The 15043-nt window shown below is 42.3% G+C and carries 10 protein-coding genes and 2 pseudogenes; 8 read left to right on the top strand and 4 right to left on the bottom strand.

Annotated elements, in window-relative coordinates:
• Positions 1-120: 120 nt before the first annotated feature.
• The 3 genes from anmK to NST29_RS13410 all read right to left on the bottom strand — a co-directional run bounded on the left by anmK (position 121) and on the right by NST29_RS13410 (position 2879).
• Positions 121-1146: an anhydro-N-acetylmuramic acid kinase AnmK gene (gene anmK / locus NST29_RS13420; protein ID WP_339232253.1), complete on the bottom strand. Its 1026-nt coding sequence runs from the start codon at positions 1144-1146 to the stop codon at positions 121-123.
• Between the two features lie 168 nt (positions 1147-1314).
• Positions 1315-2403, bottom strand: coding sequence for a DUF871 domain-containing protein (locus NST29_RS13415; protein ID WP_061912399.1), 1089 nt, complete (start codon positions 2401-2403; stop codon positions 1315-1317).
• Positions 2404-2540: 137 nt separating this feature from the next.
• Positions 2541-2879 (bottom strand): PTS lactose/cellobiose transporter subunit IIA, encoded by a 339-nt coding sequence (locus NST29_RS13410; protein WP_033843343.1) that lies wholly within the window; start codon positions 2877-2879, stop codon positions 2541-2543.
• 160 nt (positions 2880-3039) lie between these two features.
• On the opposite strand from NST29_RS13410, the gene NST29_RS13405 reads away from it, so the two are divergent.
• The 8 genes and pseudogenes from NST29_RS13405 (at position 3040) to NST29_RS13370 (ending at position 13061) form a co-directional block, all read left to right on the top strand.
• Positions 3040-3345, top strand: coding sequence for a PTS sugar transporter subunit IIB (locus tag NST29_RS13405; RefSeq protein WP_033843344.1), 306 nt, complete (start codon positions 3040-3042; stop codon positions 3343-3345).
• A gap of 47 nt (positions 3346-3392) precedes the next feature.
• Positions 3393-4697: a PTS sugar transporter subunit IIC gene (locus NST29_RS13400; RefSeq protein ID WP_033843345.1), complete on the top strand. Its 1305-nt coding sequence runs from the start codon at positions 3393-3395 to the stop codon at positions 4695-4697.
• A gap of 133 nt (positions 4698-4830) precedes the next feature.
• Positions 4831-4950 (top strand): annotated as a pseudogene (locus NST29_RS13395) (helix-turn-helix domain-containing protein); the annotation flags it as partial.
• 279 nt (positions 4951-5229) lie between these two features.
• A pseudogene (locus NST29_RS13390) lies at positions 5230-5586 on the top strand (UPF0236 family protein); the annotation flags it as partial.
• A gap of 227 nt (positions 5587-5813) precedes the next feature.
• A complete protein-coding gene (locus NST29_RS13385; protein WP_051962643.1) occupies positions 5814-6380 on the top strand; it encodes an Rpn family recombination-promoting nuclease/putative transposase in 567 nt (188 codons plus the stop codon).
• A 532-nt stretch (positions 6381-6912) separates the two neighbouring features.
• The gene (gene hsdR / locus NST29_RS13380) at positions 6913-10155 is read left to right on the top strand and encodes a type I restriction-modification system endonuclease (protein ID WP_033843348.1); all 3243 of its coding nucleotides are present in this window, start codon (positions 6913-6915) and stop codon (positions 10153-10155) included.
• The gene (locus NST29_RS13375; protein WP_033843349.1) at positions 10156-11634 is read left to right on the top strand and encodes an N-6 DNA methylase; all 1479 of its coding nucleotides are present in this window, start codon (positions 10156-10158) and stop codon (positions 11632-11634) included.
• A complete protein-coding gene (locus NST29_RS13370) occupies positions 11631-13061 on the top strand; it encodes a restriction endonuclease subunit S (protein WP_033843350.1) in 1431 nt (476 codons plus the stop codon). The genes NST29_RS13375 and NST29_RS13370 overlap by 4 nt, the downstream gene beginning before the upstream one ends.
• A gap of 218 nt (positions 13062-13279) precedes the next feature.
• On the opposite strand, the gene NST29_RS13365 is transcribed toward NST29_RS13370, so the two are convergent.
• A complete protein-coding gene (locus NST29_RS13365; protein WP_172418601.1) occupies positions 13280-14947 on the bottom strand; it encodes an IS1634 family transposase in 1668 nt (555 codons plus the stop codon).
• Between the last annotated feature and the right edge of the window lie 96 nt (positions 14948-15043).

Genomic DNA, 15043 nt, shown 5'->3' with positions numbered 1-15043 from the left:
TTTCTTTACCTCCACTGTTTTGTTCTTCACAACCTTAACAGTAGAGGGAATTTTAGGAGCTGGCAAGCCTTTTTTTATGCCATGAAGCTCTGCACTTTTTTGTTGCAGAACTCTGTACTTTCATTTTGCACTAAACACGGTAACTCCTAAATCATCCATCTTTATCAATTTTTTATCCGGTAACAAAGATTGAATCATTTTTAATAAAGTCTTGTTATTTCCGCCACCGCCGCTAACGACGATTTCGTCGATTTTAGCCTCTGGGAACACGAATCTTTTGTACGCCTCCGCGATTGAGTACGCGGTAAAATAGGTCGCAGTTGCGATTAAATCTTTCGGAGAAAGGTCAGAAAAATTTTTTATCATCTTTAAAGTAAATTCTCTTCCGAATTCTTCCCGGCCTGTCGATTTTGGCGGAGATTTTTTAAAGAAGTCATGATCCATTAATTTGGCAATCACATCATGAGGAACTTTCCCTTGGGAAGCAATTTCTCCGTTTGCATCATAAGGGATATTTAAAAGAGTCCTACATAATTCGTCAATGATCATATTTCCAGGTCCTGTATCAAACGCGATAATGTCTTCTTTTTTCGCATTTCTTTTTAAAACAGTGCAATTCCCGATACCACCGATATTTTGCAGAATTCTTCCTTTCCTCTTACTCCTGAATAATAACCAGTCTATATAGGGAATCAATGGAGCCCCTTCACCGCCGGCTGCAATATCCATGGCTCTGAAATTTGAAACGACCAGTGTTTTCGTTTCATACGCCAAAACTGAAGGATCTCCGATTTGTAAACTAGATTTTGTTAAAGGAGGCAAAGGGTTTGGAAGGTGGTATATAGTTTGTCCGTGGGAACCAATTAAATCGATCTGGCTAAGCGGGATATCCGCTTCTCTGCAAACTTTTTTTACCCCATCAGCAAACAAATAGCCCAATTTAAAATTTAAACTGCATATCTGTTCCACATTTGATCTTTTTTTGTCCATTGCTGATAACAATTCTTCTTTTAAAGTTTGTTCATAGGGGAGAAAAGTACTTTTAATCACTTTTATTTTTGTTGATGTGCCAAAGCCGTCGATTTTTACTAGTGAGGCATCAATTCCATCTAGGGATGTTCCAGACATTAATCCAACGACAAGCATTGTTTACCTCCCTTCTCAATTTTCGTTCTTATCTCTACATTTGTTTCATGGTTGATCAATAAAACATCGTGTTCTTTCTACAATTCGTTGGCGAAAGATTGCTTCAGGAATTCATTTTTTGAAATAAAATAATTTGGATTGGAGAATTGCAACAGTTCAATTCATCACTTATTTCCATTCTGTGAAAGCAAATTTTCCCCAAGGTTGAATATAATCGATTAAAAAGATCTCTTCTTCCCTTATCCTCCCGACAACATTCGATCTTCCCGAATTTTTCATATCTTTTAAGGCAATTTGTAACTCACCCGCATATTGTTTATATAAATCGCTTTCAATAATTATATCTCCTCGTTTGATATCTCTTGTATTATGGGGCGGGAATGGATATCCCCGGTATTTCACTCTGCTTTGGGTTGAACGGATCATATATTCGGAAACATCCCCGCGATAAAAATGGGGTTCTTCAAATAGAATTTTTCTTTCTAAATCTGAGGTGGTATCTTCCACTTTTATATTTAAAGTGATCATGTCTTTATTTATGTTGCTTAACAATTTCAGTTCTTGCTCTGAAGCATATGCGTTTCCGATGATAACATCGTCAATTGCTCCGGTGGCAAATAAATGTTTTGCTTGGACGTCAATAGGAAGACCGCGGTGCATTTCTAAAGTAGGTAATCCCTCTACAATAGGCCATGGACCGAATGTTGCTTCATTCGATGAAACAAAGGCGGCAGTTCTTAAACCGTATCTTTTAAATTTTTTGCTGCATTTTATGAAGAAATCATAAGAAAGCCCGGAATAACGATGGGGATAAAAATTGTGACACCCAATTAAACGTTCTTTATTTGGTTTATAGCTCAAAATATTTTCTAAGTATTTTGTATCATTACTCATATTAATTTCAATGTTTAAATTATAGGGGTTATATGTCATAAATGCTTCTTCTTTTCCAGTAAAGCCAAGGTCTAATCGAATGCCGTCAACATTCAATTCAGCGAAAAAGGAAAGGTCGTCATAAGAAATGTTCAATTGATCAAAAATCCTCGGGTTCATGTCGCAAATTACTTCCATGCCTAAATTTTTTGCGAAATTTATGGTTTCTTTAAAATTTAATAAAACCAATTCCCTATCTGCATCGATGGATAAAAGACAAGTGAACATCCGCCGGAATCCGTATTCATATGCCGTTTTAATGTAAGATTTATCGTCATCAATGTTCGAATGGTTAGGATAAATAGAAATGCCTAATTTTTTCATATTTATTTTCCTCCTGGGAGGCTGGTGATTTAATCGTGGATACCGCTTTACAATGTTATTTCTCATTTAGAAAAGCCTTGTGACATCGGTCCTGCTTTTCGCTCATTCTCCCATTGATGAAAGGAATCAGCGGTTTTTCACCGGCCTTCTAGATTTATCCTTTGTTCCAGATCGTTTATTCTTTCCAATATTTTTATTATCTGCTCAATGAGGCTCATTTCGCTGATAGCAGTCATGAGGTGATCTTGGGCATGCACCAATAATAGTGACATATCAATCTGTTCGTTGTTTAATTCGGCCTGAATCAGTTTTGTTTGGGTGTTGTGGGCTTTATTCAAGATATTGTGTGCCTCACACATTTTTTTCTTAGATAAATCAAACTTTTTTTCATAGGCGAGTTGCAATGCCTCATAAGCAATTGCACGGGCATCGCCTCCATTTGAAATGATACTAAATATTTCTGGTTCAAGATTCATGTAAACCCCCCCAATGTAATTTCTTTACTAAATTTATAATAGCAGATCATGAAATTAAATTCTATGTTTTTATAAAGATTTATTGAATTTTTTTTTCATATCTTTTATAATAAAGATAAATTAAGAAAGCCTTTTCATTTATTTGCGGGGAGATGATCAAATGAAAGTGTTATTTGTATGTTCCGGGGGTATGTCAAGCGCGATTGTTGTCGATGCCTTGAAAAAAGAAGCGAAAAAACACGGATTACATTTAGAGGTGAAGGCTATCGGATCAAACGAGGTGCAGCAAGAAATTGGATTGGGCTGGGATGTATGCATGGTTGCTCCACAGATCAGGCACAGGTTTGACAATATTAAAAAGCAAGCAGATGAAGTGGGAATCCCGTGCCGGCCGATTCCGCCTCAAGCGTATACGCCTTTAGGAGGACCTGCGTTATACAAAGCATTAAAAGAATTGATTAAGTAAATGAAATAATATTTCGATTAAGAAGGGTTTAAAATGGGGGGATAATTTTGAGCAAATTTACTGATTTTCTTGAACAAAAGGTTTCAAATCCAATGGCAAGATTAGCAGAGCAAAGACATCTTTTAGCCATTCGCGATGGTGTTGTTTCTGCTCTTCCTTTTATTATTGTCGGTTCATTTTTTTTGGTTTTTGCGTTTCCTCCTTTGCCTGAAAAATGGAAGGTTACTCAATGGTTGACAGCACATGCGACTGAGATTTTAATACCTTACCGGATGACAATGTTTATTATGTCTTTCTACATTGCTTTCGGGATTGGATATAATTTGGCAAATTCTTATAAAGTGGATCCGTTATCCGGTGGATTGATTGCCGTTTCGGCTTTGTTGTTAACCATTACTCCTACTGTCGTTGAAAAGCTGGGTTTTGTCATGCCAATGCAGTATCTCGGCGGACAAGGTTTGTTTGTGACAATATTGGTATCGATTGTTTCGGTTGAAATCTTTAGATTTTGCAAGCAAAGGAACATCACAATAAAATTGCCGAAACAGGTACCTGTATCTGTTAGCAGATCTTTTGAAGCGCTGATTCCGGTTGCGGTTGTTATTGTATTAATGTCCACTATTACTGTGGCAATGGGGGTTAACCTCCATGAGATTGTCCAAACCATTACTTCACCGCTTGTTAAGGTTGGTGACAGTTTATTTGGTGTTTTAGTTCCTGTTTTTCTTATTACCTTCTTCTGGTCTTTTGGTATTCATGGTGTTTCTATTGTTGGTTCGGTGGCTCGTCCTTTTTGGGAAATGTATTTGGCTGAAAATGCTGAAGCGGTTGCACAAGGAGCAAGCAAAATTCCCCATGTTGCTACCGAACCTTTATATCAATGGTTTATCTGGATTGGCGGTTCCGGCGCAACGTTGGGACTGGTAATCACAATGTTAATATTTGCAAAATCAAAGTATATGAAAAATTTAGCAAGAACAGCTGTGGTACCTAGCATTTTTAACATAAACGAACCTATTATTTTTGGTATCCCTATTGTTTTGAACCCGACATTAATTATCCCGTTTATTATAACTCCTATCGTTACTTCCACCATTGCATACTTTGCAACTTCCGTAGGTTTAGTGAAACCAATGTATGTTAAAGCGCCATGGACTTTGCCCGCACCGATCGGTGCTTACTTGGCCACTGGCGGAGATTGGAGAGCAATCCTATTGGTGATCATCAACGTGATTATATCCTTCCTACTATATTTGCCGTTCTTTAAAATGTACGATAAAAAACTGTTGGATTTAGAAAACGAATGCAATCAACAAGTGGAATCGGATAATAATACGAATGTTCAAGCATAAGGGAATCGGTATGATTCCTTTTTTACTTTAGGGGGAATGTCTGTTAAAGCCAATGATAAAACCTTCAATATAGCCGGAATAAAATTCCCCACTTGCAATAGAACCATAGTGTCAATGAGAGGAGCTATGGTTCATGATTACGAAAGGGAAATCTTTCATGATCAAAGAGATGTATGAAAAGGGAGTGAGTATTTCCCATATTGCGAGAGAATGGGGAATCGATCGGAAAACCGTCCGAAAATATATTCACTCCTCCCTTTGTTCGCGAGGCCACCAAGCGAAGCGCGGTAGGAAAAAGCGGATCTCATGCAAAAAGGACTCTCTCCCTGCTATGATAGTGATTGTTGACATCAACCGAAAACAGGAAGAAGAGAGTCCATGAAACGTCTTACCACAGAATGGCCTTTATGAAAAGAGCTGGAGGAACCATTGTTGAGAACTCTTCAAAACGTGTTTGCTCCCCTGTTGGTGGCCCCTGTTTCGCTGCCCCCCCTGTTTCCCAACGGTATGGCCGGGTGCTGTTGGTGGAAGTCAAGGGGTGGAGACGGCCGGCATGCGTCCGATGGGCCACGCCGAGAGTGTGATGAGCCGGTTCGCGTACCGGGTGAAATCCCGCCGCAGCTGGAAGGATCAAGGACTTTGGGCGTTTCTGAAGGCGATGGTGGCCCAAATCGACGGAATAGGGTGGAGAACAGGGCAGTTGGAGGAGGAAGAGCCCCAGAGGGCAGCCTCGGCCCCGCCGAAGCTGGAGCGGATCAAACAGGCCAAACGGAAGGCAGGGCGGTTGTTGGCGGAGGTGATGCGCCAGAACATCCCGTGTCTTCAGCGGTCATCGGGGACGCCGACCTATCGAGCGTTGTCGGCGCTTCGGGACGGTGGATGGATGTAAAAAATGGATAGAAAAACCCATCTCTAGATGAGGGATGAGAGTCCGAAAGCGCTTGCGATAACAATTCCTCAAAATGGTCTATCAACCGGTGATTGACAACGCCCGTAGTGGACCGAAAAAATGTTCTCCACAAAGTCTTGACTGACTCATGTATGAGCTATGGAGGGATATAATAAAAAATACAGATCAAAGGGAGTTCAAGAGCAAAAAATTTAAACTTCCTGTCATTGTTCCAAATTGTATTGTATAATGGTCAAAACAAATGGACTGCTCCATTAGCATTTAAAGACTACTTCCATCAAGGTGAACTCTTTGGTGAACAAGTATTAGATTTCAAATATATCTTATTGGACGTCAATCGAATGGAAAAAGATGAATTAATAAATAACGAGAACTTGATATCGTCTATATTTTATCTCGATCGTACCGTCAAGAATGAAGAAGAGATCTTTGAAAGATTAAACACCATTTCACGAGTCCTCCAATATATCCCGCGGGAAGATTTCTTGGTATTTAAAAATTGGGTAAAACATATACTAATCAATAGGTTCCCAGAAGAACAGTCTGAAGAAATAATAAGCCTCATTGAAAATTCGAATCAAGAGGAGGTGTCCTTGATGATTTCAGGGCTAGAGCAAAGTTATAAAAAAAATACAGAAAACGCATTAGCTGTTGTGAAGTTATTACTTGAAGGAAAGACAGTTGAGGAGATATCTGAGAAATTACATTTACCGCCAAAAAAGGTTATAGAAATAAAAGAGATGTTTGAGTCTATGAACAACAAATTGAATTAACACGTTCTGCGGCAAAGGCAGGACGTTTTTTATTTAAAAAACGAATAATTTTTCAAGAAATTTAAGTGCCAAGAATCCGAGTTCGACAGTTTTTAGGCCATTTTAGGCAAATGAAATTGGACATTTTTCTTCAAAAAACGGCGTCCTTGATTAGCGAACCAAACTGACGGCCAAACGAGTGCAACTCTTTGCGGCCCTAGGGCTGGAGCCTCCTCCGGAGATCCTAGGCATCCATCCTCACGCCTAGATACACGCCCAACGTATGCCCCAATGCCCCTCGTCCCTTTAGTATCAAGGGATGAGAGGCATTTTGTTTGCCGCGTCACTGTCGAAATCGAGGAATCCTTGTTGAACAGGAAAAGCCGTTGTTTGTTATTTTGTCTAAATTTATTCCTAATGAAACTGAATATATGATGAAATGTGAAATGCTGTAAAGTTTTATGGTACAATGGAACTGCATAGTCTTCTGAATATTTGTCAGGGATTAGAGTGATTCGGGAAACGACCAACGCGTATGGAGGAAAAATTGAAGATGGCGCACAATTTCCGTTTTTTAGAAGAAAAATGGGAAGTTCTCGCTCGCGTGGGGGAAACAGTGGAACGAAACGTATATCAAAATCCAAACGTGGCGATGAGTGAACTGAGGAAATTTGCGGAAACGATTACAAAATATATTTTAGCTTTAGAAGAAATTCGGGAAGAGCGGGGAACGGATCAGCAAGAACGTCTAAGAGTTCTGTTTTACGAGCAAATTATCCCGAAAGAAATCTATGACTTATTGACGGTCATTCGGTTGAAAGGGAATGAAGCGGTACATAATCCGAGTTATGGAGAAGTAAACGAAGCAAAGGCTTTATTGCATATGGCGTTCCGCATCGCCGTTTGGTTTATGGAAGTGTATGGCGATTGGTCATTCCAAGCTCCGGAGTATATCGAACCGACACCGCAAACCTCTATCACAACAGATGAGTTCGATCAGATCGTTCAATCATACGAAGAAAAGCTCGCTCGATTGGAAACGGAGCTTGAAAAGATACGGAAAGAACAGCTATATATTAGCAGTGAAGAGAAGCAAAAACGACGTGAATTCTCTCAACGTGCCATCGCGAACTTTGAATTGACGGAGGCGGAAACCCGTCTTCTTATTGACCAACAATTACGAGATGCCGGGTGGGAGGCGGACTCTGAAAAGTTGCGGTTCTCCAAAGGCGTTCGCCCGGAAAAAGGGCGAAACATGGCCATTGCCGAATGGCCTTTAAAACGCGGTTACGCCGATTATGCGCTATTTATTGGTCTTGAGCTGGTGGGCATCATCGAGGCGAAACGCGCCAGTAAAGATATTCCAGCGGACATTGAACAAGCAAAAGAATATGCCCAATTAGTCGTTCGACATGGCAACGAAGTGATCCATGAGCCGTGGGGAGACTATTTTGTTCCGTTTCTCTTTGCGACGAATGGGCGGCCGTATTTAAAACAACTCGAACAAAAATCAGGCATTTGGTTTTTAGACGCTCGTAAATCAACCAATCATCCGCGTCCGCTTCAAGGATGGTATACCCCTAGTGGGCTGAAAAAGCTATTGGAACAGGACATTGAGCGTTCGGAACAATTTTTGCGTGATGAAAAGTTTGATTATTTGAAATTAAGACCTTACCAAGTGAAAGCCATTCAAGCGGTTGAAAAAGCACTCGAAGAGAAAAGACGCAGCATTTTAATCGCCATGGCAACCGGAACAGGGAAGACGAGAATGGCGATTGGCCTCATTTACCGATTGCTTAAAGCGAAACGCTTTAACCGCATCTTATTCCTTGTCGACCGAAAAGCGCTAGCGGAACAAGCAGAAAGCGCGTTTAAAGAAAGCAAGATGGAAAGTTTCCATACGTTCACCGAAATTTATAGTTTACAATCGTTATACGATCAAAAACCAGACGACGAAACGAAAGTGCATATCGCGACCGTACAAGGGATGTTAAAACGAATTTTTTATAACGACCGCTCGGAAGACATCCCGCCGGTGGATCAGTATGATTGCATCATTGTAGACGAAGCCCATCGCGGTTATACGCTAGATAAAGAAATGGATGAGGTCGAACTGCAATTTCGCGATCATCAAGACTACGTCAGCAAATACCGCAAAGTGCTCGATTATTTTGATGCCGTTCGCATCGGATTGACGGCGACGCCGGCGCTTCATACGACAGAAATTTTTGGGCCGCCGGTCTTCACGTATTCTTACCGGGAAGCGGTAGTGGATGGCTATTTAGTCGACCATGAACCCCCGTATCAATTTGAAACGGTGTTGAAAAAAGAAGGGATCACGTGGACGAAGGGGGAAACGGTCGATGTGTATGACACGGTGACAGGAACGATTTCGCAAGAGTATTTAGAAGACGAAGTCAACATTGACGTGTCGCAATTTAACACCAAAGTCATTACCGAAAGCTTTAATCGTGTCATCATTCGCGAATTGACGAACTATATTTCTCCGGATGATGAAGGAAAAACATTAATTTTTGCCGTTACGGATGATCACGCTGACTTAGTCGTTCGCCTTTTAAAAGAAGAGTTCGAAACTCTATACGGCGAAGTCGAAGACAACGCGGTGATGAAAATTACCGGTTCGATTAAAGATCCTTCCGGGGCGATCCGCCGCTTTAAAAACGAAAAATATCCAACTATTGTCGTTACCGTTGATTTGCTGACGACGGGGGTGGACGTGCCGGCGATTACGAATCTCGTCTTCTTGCGGCGTGTCCGCTCGCGCATTCTGTATGAACAAATGTTAGGACGCGCGACGAGAAGATGCGAAGAAATCCAAAAAGACCATTTTAAAATTTTTGACGCGGTTGGGATTTATGAATCTTTAAAGCCGTATACGAGCATGAAACCAGTCGTAACGCGCCCGAATGTTTCGCTGACCCAGTTAGTCGAAGAACTAGAGGGACTAGAAAAAACGGAACATCTTCACTATCAAAAAGAACAACTTATCGCCAAGATCCAGCGGAAAAAGTGGAAATGGTCCGATCGGCAACACCAAGACTTTCAAGTGCTGTCCGGCGGCAAAACGGTCGATGAGTTTATCGATTGGGTAAAAGCCTTGCCGCCAGAGGAATTACCTGTACAATTAAAAGAGTACAAGTCGATGTTCCGCTATATGGATGAAAATCGCTACCGGGAAAATAAGCAATATATTTCCAGACATGAGGATCAACTGATCGCGGTCAAACGCGGCTACGGAAACGCAGAAAAGCCAGACGACTACTTGCAGTCGTTCGGCGAATTTATTCGCAACAATATGAACAAAATTCCGGCTTTAATGATCGTTTGCCAGCGGCCGACCGAGCTAACGAGGGAAGAACTGAAAAAGCTGCTGCTTGAGCTGGACCAAAAAGGCTTTTCCGAGAAAAAACTGCAAGCGGCGTGGCGGGAGGCGAAAAACGAAGACATCGCGGCGGACATCATCGCCTTCATTCGCCAACAAGCACTAGGCGATCCGCTCATTAGCCATGAAGAACGGATTAAAAACGCCATGAAAAAGATTTACCAAATGAAGGCATGGCCGCCGGTGCAAAAGAAATGGCTCGAACGCATTGAAAAGCAATTGCTGCAAGAATCCGTTCTTCATCCCGATCCGGAAAAAGCGTTTGACTATGAGCCGTTTAAAAGCCACGGAGGCTTCCAACAATTAAATAAAATTTTCGACGGACAATTGGCTCACATTGTTCGCGAAATTAATCACAACTTATACAACTATTCGAAGAAGGAGCAAGCGTAGATGAACAACAGAGAAATCGTACAAAAGCTTTGGAACTTATGTAATGTTCTACGCGATGATGGAATTACCTATCATCAATACGTTACAGAGCTAACTTATCTGTTATTTTTAAAAATGATGAAAGAAACCGGCCAAGAATATATCATTCCCGAAAACTATCGCTGGGATTCGTTAGTGGCAAGAGACGGGATCGAACTAAAAGAGCATTACCAACAGTTGTTGCTTGATTTAGGAAAAGAGGAAAATGAATTATTAAAACAAATTTATACGGACGCGACATCGAACATTAGAGAACCAAAGAACCTAGAAAAAATTGTTCAATCCATCAATAACTTAGATTGGTATAACGCGAAGCAAGAAGGTTTAGGCGATTTGTACGAAGGACTGTTAGAAAAGAACGCGAGTGAAGTCAAATCAGGAGCGGGGCAATATTTTACGCCTCGCGTCCTTATTGATGTCATTGTCGAGCTCGTAAATCCACAGCCGGGCGAGCGCTGCCATGACCCTGCCGCGGGAACCTTCGGCTTTATGATCGCGGCCGATCGTCATGTGCGTGAGCAGACGGATGATTATTTTGACTTATCCCAAGAAGAAATTGAATTTCAAAAATACAAGGCCTTCTCCGGAGTAGAGCTGGTCAGAGATACGCATCGCTTAGCGGTCATGAACGCGCTGCTTCATGATGTACATGGTGAAATCTTGTTAGGCGATACCCTCTCATCACTTGGTGAGCGTTTGAAAAATTATGACGTGATCTTAACGAATCCGCCGTTTGGGACGAAAAAAGGCGGCGAACGGGCGACACGAACAGACTTTACCTTTACAACATCAAACAAGCAGCTGAACTTCTTGCAACACATTTACCGAGCTTTGAAACCGAATGGAAAAGCACGAGCCGCTGTCGTTGTCCCTGACAACGTCTTGTTCGAAGGCGGAGTCGGCGCCGACATTCGTCGCGACTTAATGGACAAATGCAACTTGCATACGATTTTACGCTTGCCGACCGGGATTTTCTACGCCCAAGGAGTGAAAACGAACGTCTTATTCTTCACCCGCGGAAAAACCGACGTCGGCAACACGAAAGAAGTATGGGTGTACGATTTACGGACGAACATGCCGTCTTTCGGCAAGCGGAATCCGTTGACGAAAGAACATTTTGCAGGATTTATCAAGGCCTATACGGCAGAAGACCGCCGTCAAGTCAAAGACGAGCGCTGGAATGTGTTTACAAGGGAAGACATTGCGAAAAAAGGCGACAGCTTAGATATTGGCTTAATTGCTGATGAATCCCTATCCGTCTACGAAAACTTGCCAGACCCGATCGACTCCGCCGAAGAAGCGGTGGAAAAATTAGAATTGGCGATTTCGCTGCTAAACGAAGTCATCGCCGAGCTAAAAGCGGTCGAACAACCTAATAGCTACCAAGCAACGAACGAAGTGCTGAAAGTAGCAGAAACATCTGAGGTGCTTAAAAAATGAGCAAAACGAAACAAAAATCGCTGGAAGAACTGCTAGAAGAAGCGTTAGTGCCGGAAGAAGAACAGCCGTATGAAGTGCCGGGGAATTGGGTGTGGGTTAGACTAAAATCAATAAATAAAGATAAAAAAAGAAATATCGATCCTCAGGATTATAGTGAGGAAGTTTTTGAACTATATAGTGTACCAAGTTATGACCTAGGTGAACCAGAATATATTAAGGGAAAAGAAATAGGATCAAATAAGCAGGTTGTTAAAGAAAACGAAATTCTTTTATGTAAAATTAATCCTAGAATTAATAGGGTATGGATAGTATTGAATAACAGAGGGAAGTATAGACAATTAGCTTCTACTGAATGGATTGTAATTAGTGAGAATAAAGCAACTTATCCAAAATACTTGCTATTCCTTTTGAAAGCACCATACTTTAGAAAGCTAATTACTTCAAATGTATCAGGGGTAGGTGGTTCTTTAACAAGGGCAAAACCTAAAGAAGTTGAAACCTATCCTATAGCCTTACCTCCTTTCAATGAACAAAAACGCATTGCTGAGAAGGTCGAGCGGCTTTTTGCGAAAATTGATGAAGCGAAGCGGTTGATTGAAGAAGTGAAGGAGTCGTTTGAACTTCGACGGGCGGCGATTTTGGATAAGGCGTTTAAGGGACAATTAGGTACAAATGATCCTAATGAACAGAGTATGCTTGAAGCTTCCGATACTATAAAAGAAAAAGACCTTATCCTGAAGGAAGAACAACCATATGAAGTGCCGGAGAATTGGGTGTGGGTAAAGTTAAAATCCTGCCTGAAAAGATTACAATATGGATACACGGCATCATCATCGACTTTAGAGGAAGGTCCGAAATACCTACGTATAACGGATATACAAAATGATAGTGTAGACTGGGGAACAGTCCCTTATTGTAAGATCGATGAAGATTTGTTAGAAAAATATAAACTGAATAAAGGAGATATCGTTATTGCAAGAACAGGGGCAACAACTGGCAAAAGTTTTTTGATAGATGATGTACCTTCTTGTTCAGTTTTTGCTTCTTATTTGATTAGATTAACTACGAATGATGATTTGAATTCACCATATCTATGGAATTATCTAAAAACTCCAATGTATTGGAAACAAATAACCGTTGTAAAAAAAGGAATTGCGCAGCCGGGAGCGAACGCCCAAATTATAGGGGAGCTTAGTGTTCCATTACCACCTGTCCACGAACAAAAACGCATTGCTGATAAGGTAGACAATTTATTAAGTAAATTAGAGACTGAAAAAGAAATAGTTTTAGAAGTCGAACAAAAACTTGATTTATTAAAGCAAGCTATTCTCAACAAAGCCTTCCGTGGCGAGCTGGGTACAAACGATCCAACCGATCAACATGCCATTGAGTTGTTAAAAGAAGTGCTAAAATCAAAAGCTAAATAAACTATTTATGTAAGAAGCTCACTCAACAAGTATGGAGTGAGCTCTTTTTTCTCTTTTACTACCATTTCCACCCTTCCGACGAAAATCGGGAGGATTTTTTGTGTCCATTGTTGAATGAATCCTTGACCCGAGTTCGACAGTCACTAGGCAAACAAAATGCCTCTCATCCCTTGATACCAAAGGGACGAGAGGCATTGGGGCATACGTTGGGCGTGTATCTAGGTGCGAGGATGAATGCCTAGAATCTTCGGAGGAGGCTCCAGCCCTAGAGCCGCAAAGAATTGAGCCTGTTTGGCCGTCAGTTCGGTTCGTTGATAAAGGTCACCGTTTTTTGAAGAAAAATGTCCAAGCATGAGACGTTCGCATTCGTCCCTTACGTTCGGCCACGATTCATGGGTTCGGATCTCGACGATCCGAACTAACAAGAGAGCAAGCCAACTGAGCAGCACATGCGCCCGAATGCGGTCTTCCAAGCGATGATACATAGGCCGCAATTCCAATGTGGACTTCAATGTTCGGAAGGCCTGCTCAATATCCACCAGCTGCTTATACCCGATGGCGACATCTTCGGCAGACAAGGTGTCATCGGATGTCCGGATGAGATATTTGCCGTCGTACTTTTCCGCGTCACGAACCGCTTGCTTGTCGATGCGAAGGGTTCCGTCCTTCAACTGGCGCAAGTATTTTCCGTAGGACGGATGGGAACGCAACCGGCAGGTCGCCTTATGATGGGCTTCGTTTGGGAGTTGGCGAAGCCCTTCTAACTCCTCTTTCAGCGATTCGAGCAGCGTTTCTCGCTCCTTGCGTTGGCGTTCGGCTTCGCTGGGATTGTACACGAGAACATAGCGCTGACGCGCTTCTCCGTCGCCGACGATGATTTCTTTGATGTGCAAATTCTCGTCCACTTCATGATAACGTCCGCGACGGCTTAAGGCCTCTTCGACGGCGGCTTTGCCGGATCGCATTTTTTCGCCGACAATGTAGTGTCCGCCGGCCTGTTGCAAGATTCGCAAATTCTCTTCAGAGGAAAAGCCGCGGTCCATGACGCTGATCACACGTCCAAGCTTCCAGCCAATCAAGTCTTGTTTCACCTGTTTGATGACCGTCATGTCCATCGTATTGCCAGGCCATACCCAAGCGCGAATCGGGATTCCTTCCCGGGTGACAGCCAGCCCAATGACGATTTGAACCAAGTCTGGGCGTTTGTCTTTCGAGAATCCTTGTTTTCGAAGCGATTCTCCTTCCGGTGTTTCAGAGGGATCCACTTCGAAGTACGACGAAGTCGTATCGAAGTAAATCAAGTCGACTTCCAAATTCAATAAATCGGCCACAGCATGGAACACTTGACGTTCCAATTCCGGCTGCACGGCCAGCAGTTCATCCATCGCCCGGTACAACTGGTGGCTGGCGGCTTGAGGAAGGTGAGGGATATACACATCTTTCTCCACCCACTCCTCCATCGCCAACTTGCTTGACGGATGAAGGGCGCGATTCGCCACCATGGCAAAAATCAGCCGTTCCAGCGAAATCTGGTGATGTCGGGAGGTAAACAAGGAGTGGAGAATCTCTCCCAACCCCAGTTGTCTCCAGAGCTGATCCAAGAGCCAGACGCCGCCGAGGTGTTTGCATGACTGGAATTGAAAGTCATCGGAAGCTTCTCCTGTCAACGTTTCGACTTCCCAAGCCTGCTCAGGAGAAAGGAATCGCGAAATGCTTTTGGCCAGACGTTCCAAGACGGCGCGATCCACTTCATCTTCGCGCCCGAATGAATAAATCACCTTCGCTTTCGCATATTTGGCCTTTGGATCCCATTCATTGTGAGCAAGCTGGAGATAAGCAACGGTTGTTCCATCCTTATTTTTGCGTGTGACTCGTCGTATGTACATGCCTATATTATAACGTATAAACCTTATTTTTAAAAGGAAAAATTAATAAATAGTGTGCCTATGAAATTCGGCGTTTTTTCCTAGGATCCGCATTAC

The organism is Geobacillus sp. FSL W8-0026, assembly GCF_037966255.1.
In the GTDB taxonomy this organism is placed as follows: Bacteria; Bacillota; Bacilli; order Bacillales; family Anoxybacillaceae; genus Geobacillus; species Geobacillus icigianus.
This window is presented reverse-complemented; position numbering and strand designations above follow the sequence as displayed.

Coding starts and splice junctions, on each gene's coding strand:
- hsdR (WP_033843348.1), top strand. CDS start 6,913: ATGGCGCACAATTTCCGTTTTTTAGAAGAAAAATGGGAAGTTCTCGCT.
- NST29_RS13375 (WP_033843349.1), top strand. CDS start 10,156: ATGAACAACAGAGAAATCGTACAAAAGCTTTGGAACTTATGTAATGTT.
- anmK (WP_339232253.1), bottom strand. CDS start 1,146: ATGCTTGTCGTTGGATTAATGTCTGGAACATCCCTAGATGGAATTGAT.
- NST29_RS13365 (WP_172418601.1), bottom strand. CDS start 14,947: ATGTACATACGACGAGTCACACGCAAAAATAAGGATGGAACAACCGTT.
- NST29_RS13410 (WP_033843343.1), bottom strand. CDS start 2,879: ATGAATCTTGAACCAGAAATATTTAGTATCATTTCAAATGGAGGCGAT.
- NST29_RS13405 (WP_033843344.1), top strand. CDS start 3,040: ATGAAAGTGTTATTTGTATGTTCCGGGGGTATGTCAAGCGCGATTGTT.
- NST29_RS13370 (WP_033843350.1), top strand. CDS start 11,631: ATGAGCAAAACGAAACAAAAATCGCTGGAAGAACTGCTAGAAGAAGCG.
- NST29_RS13415 (WP_061912399.1), bottom strand. CDS start 2,403: ATGAAAAAATTAGGCATTTCTATTTATCCTAACCATTCGAACATTGAT.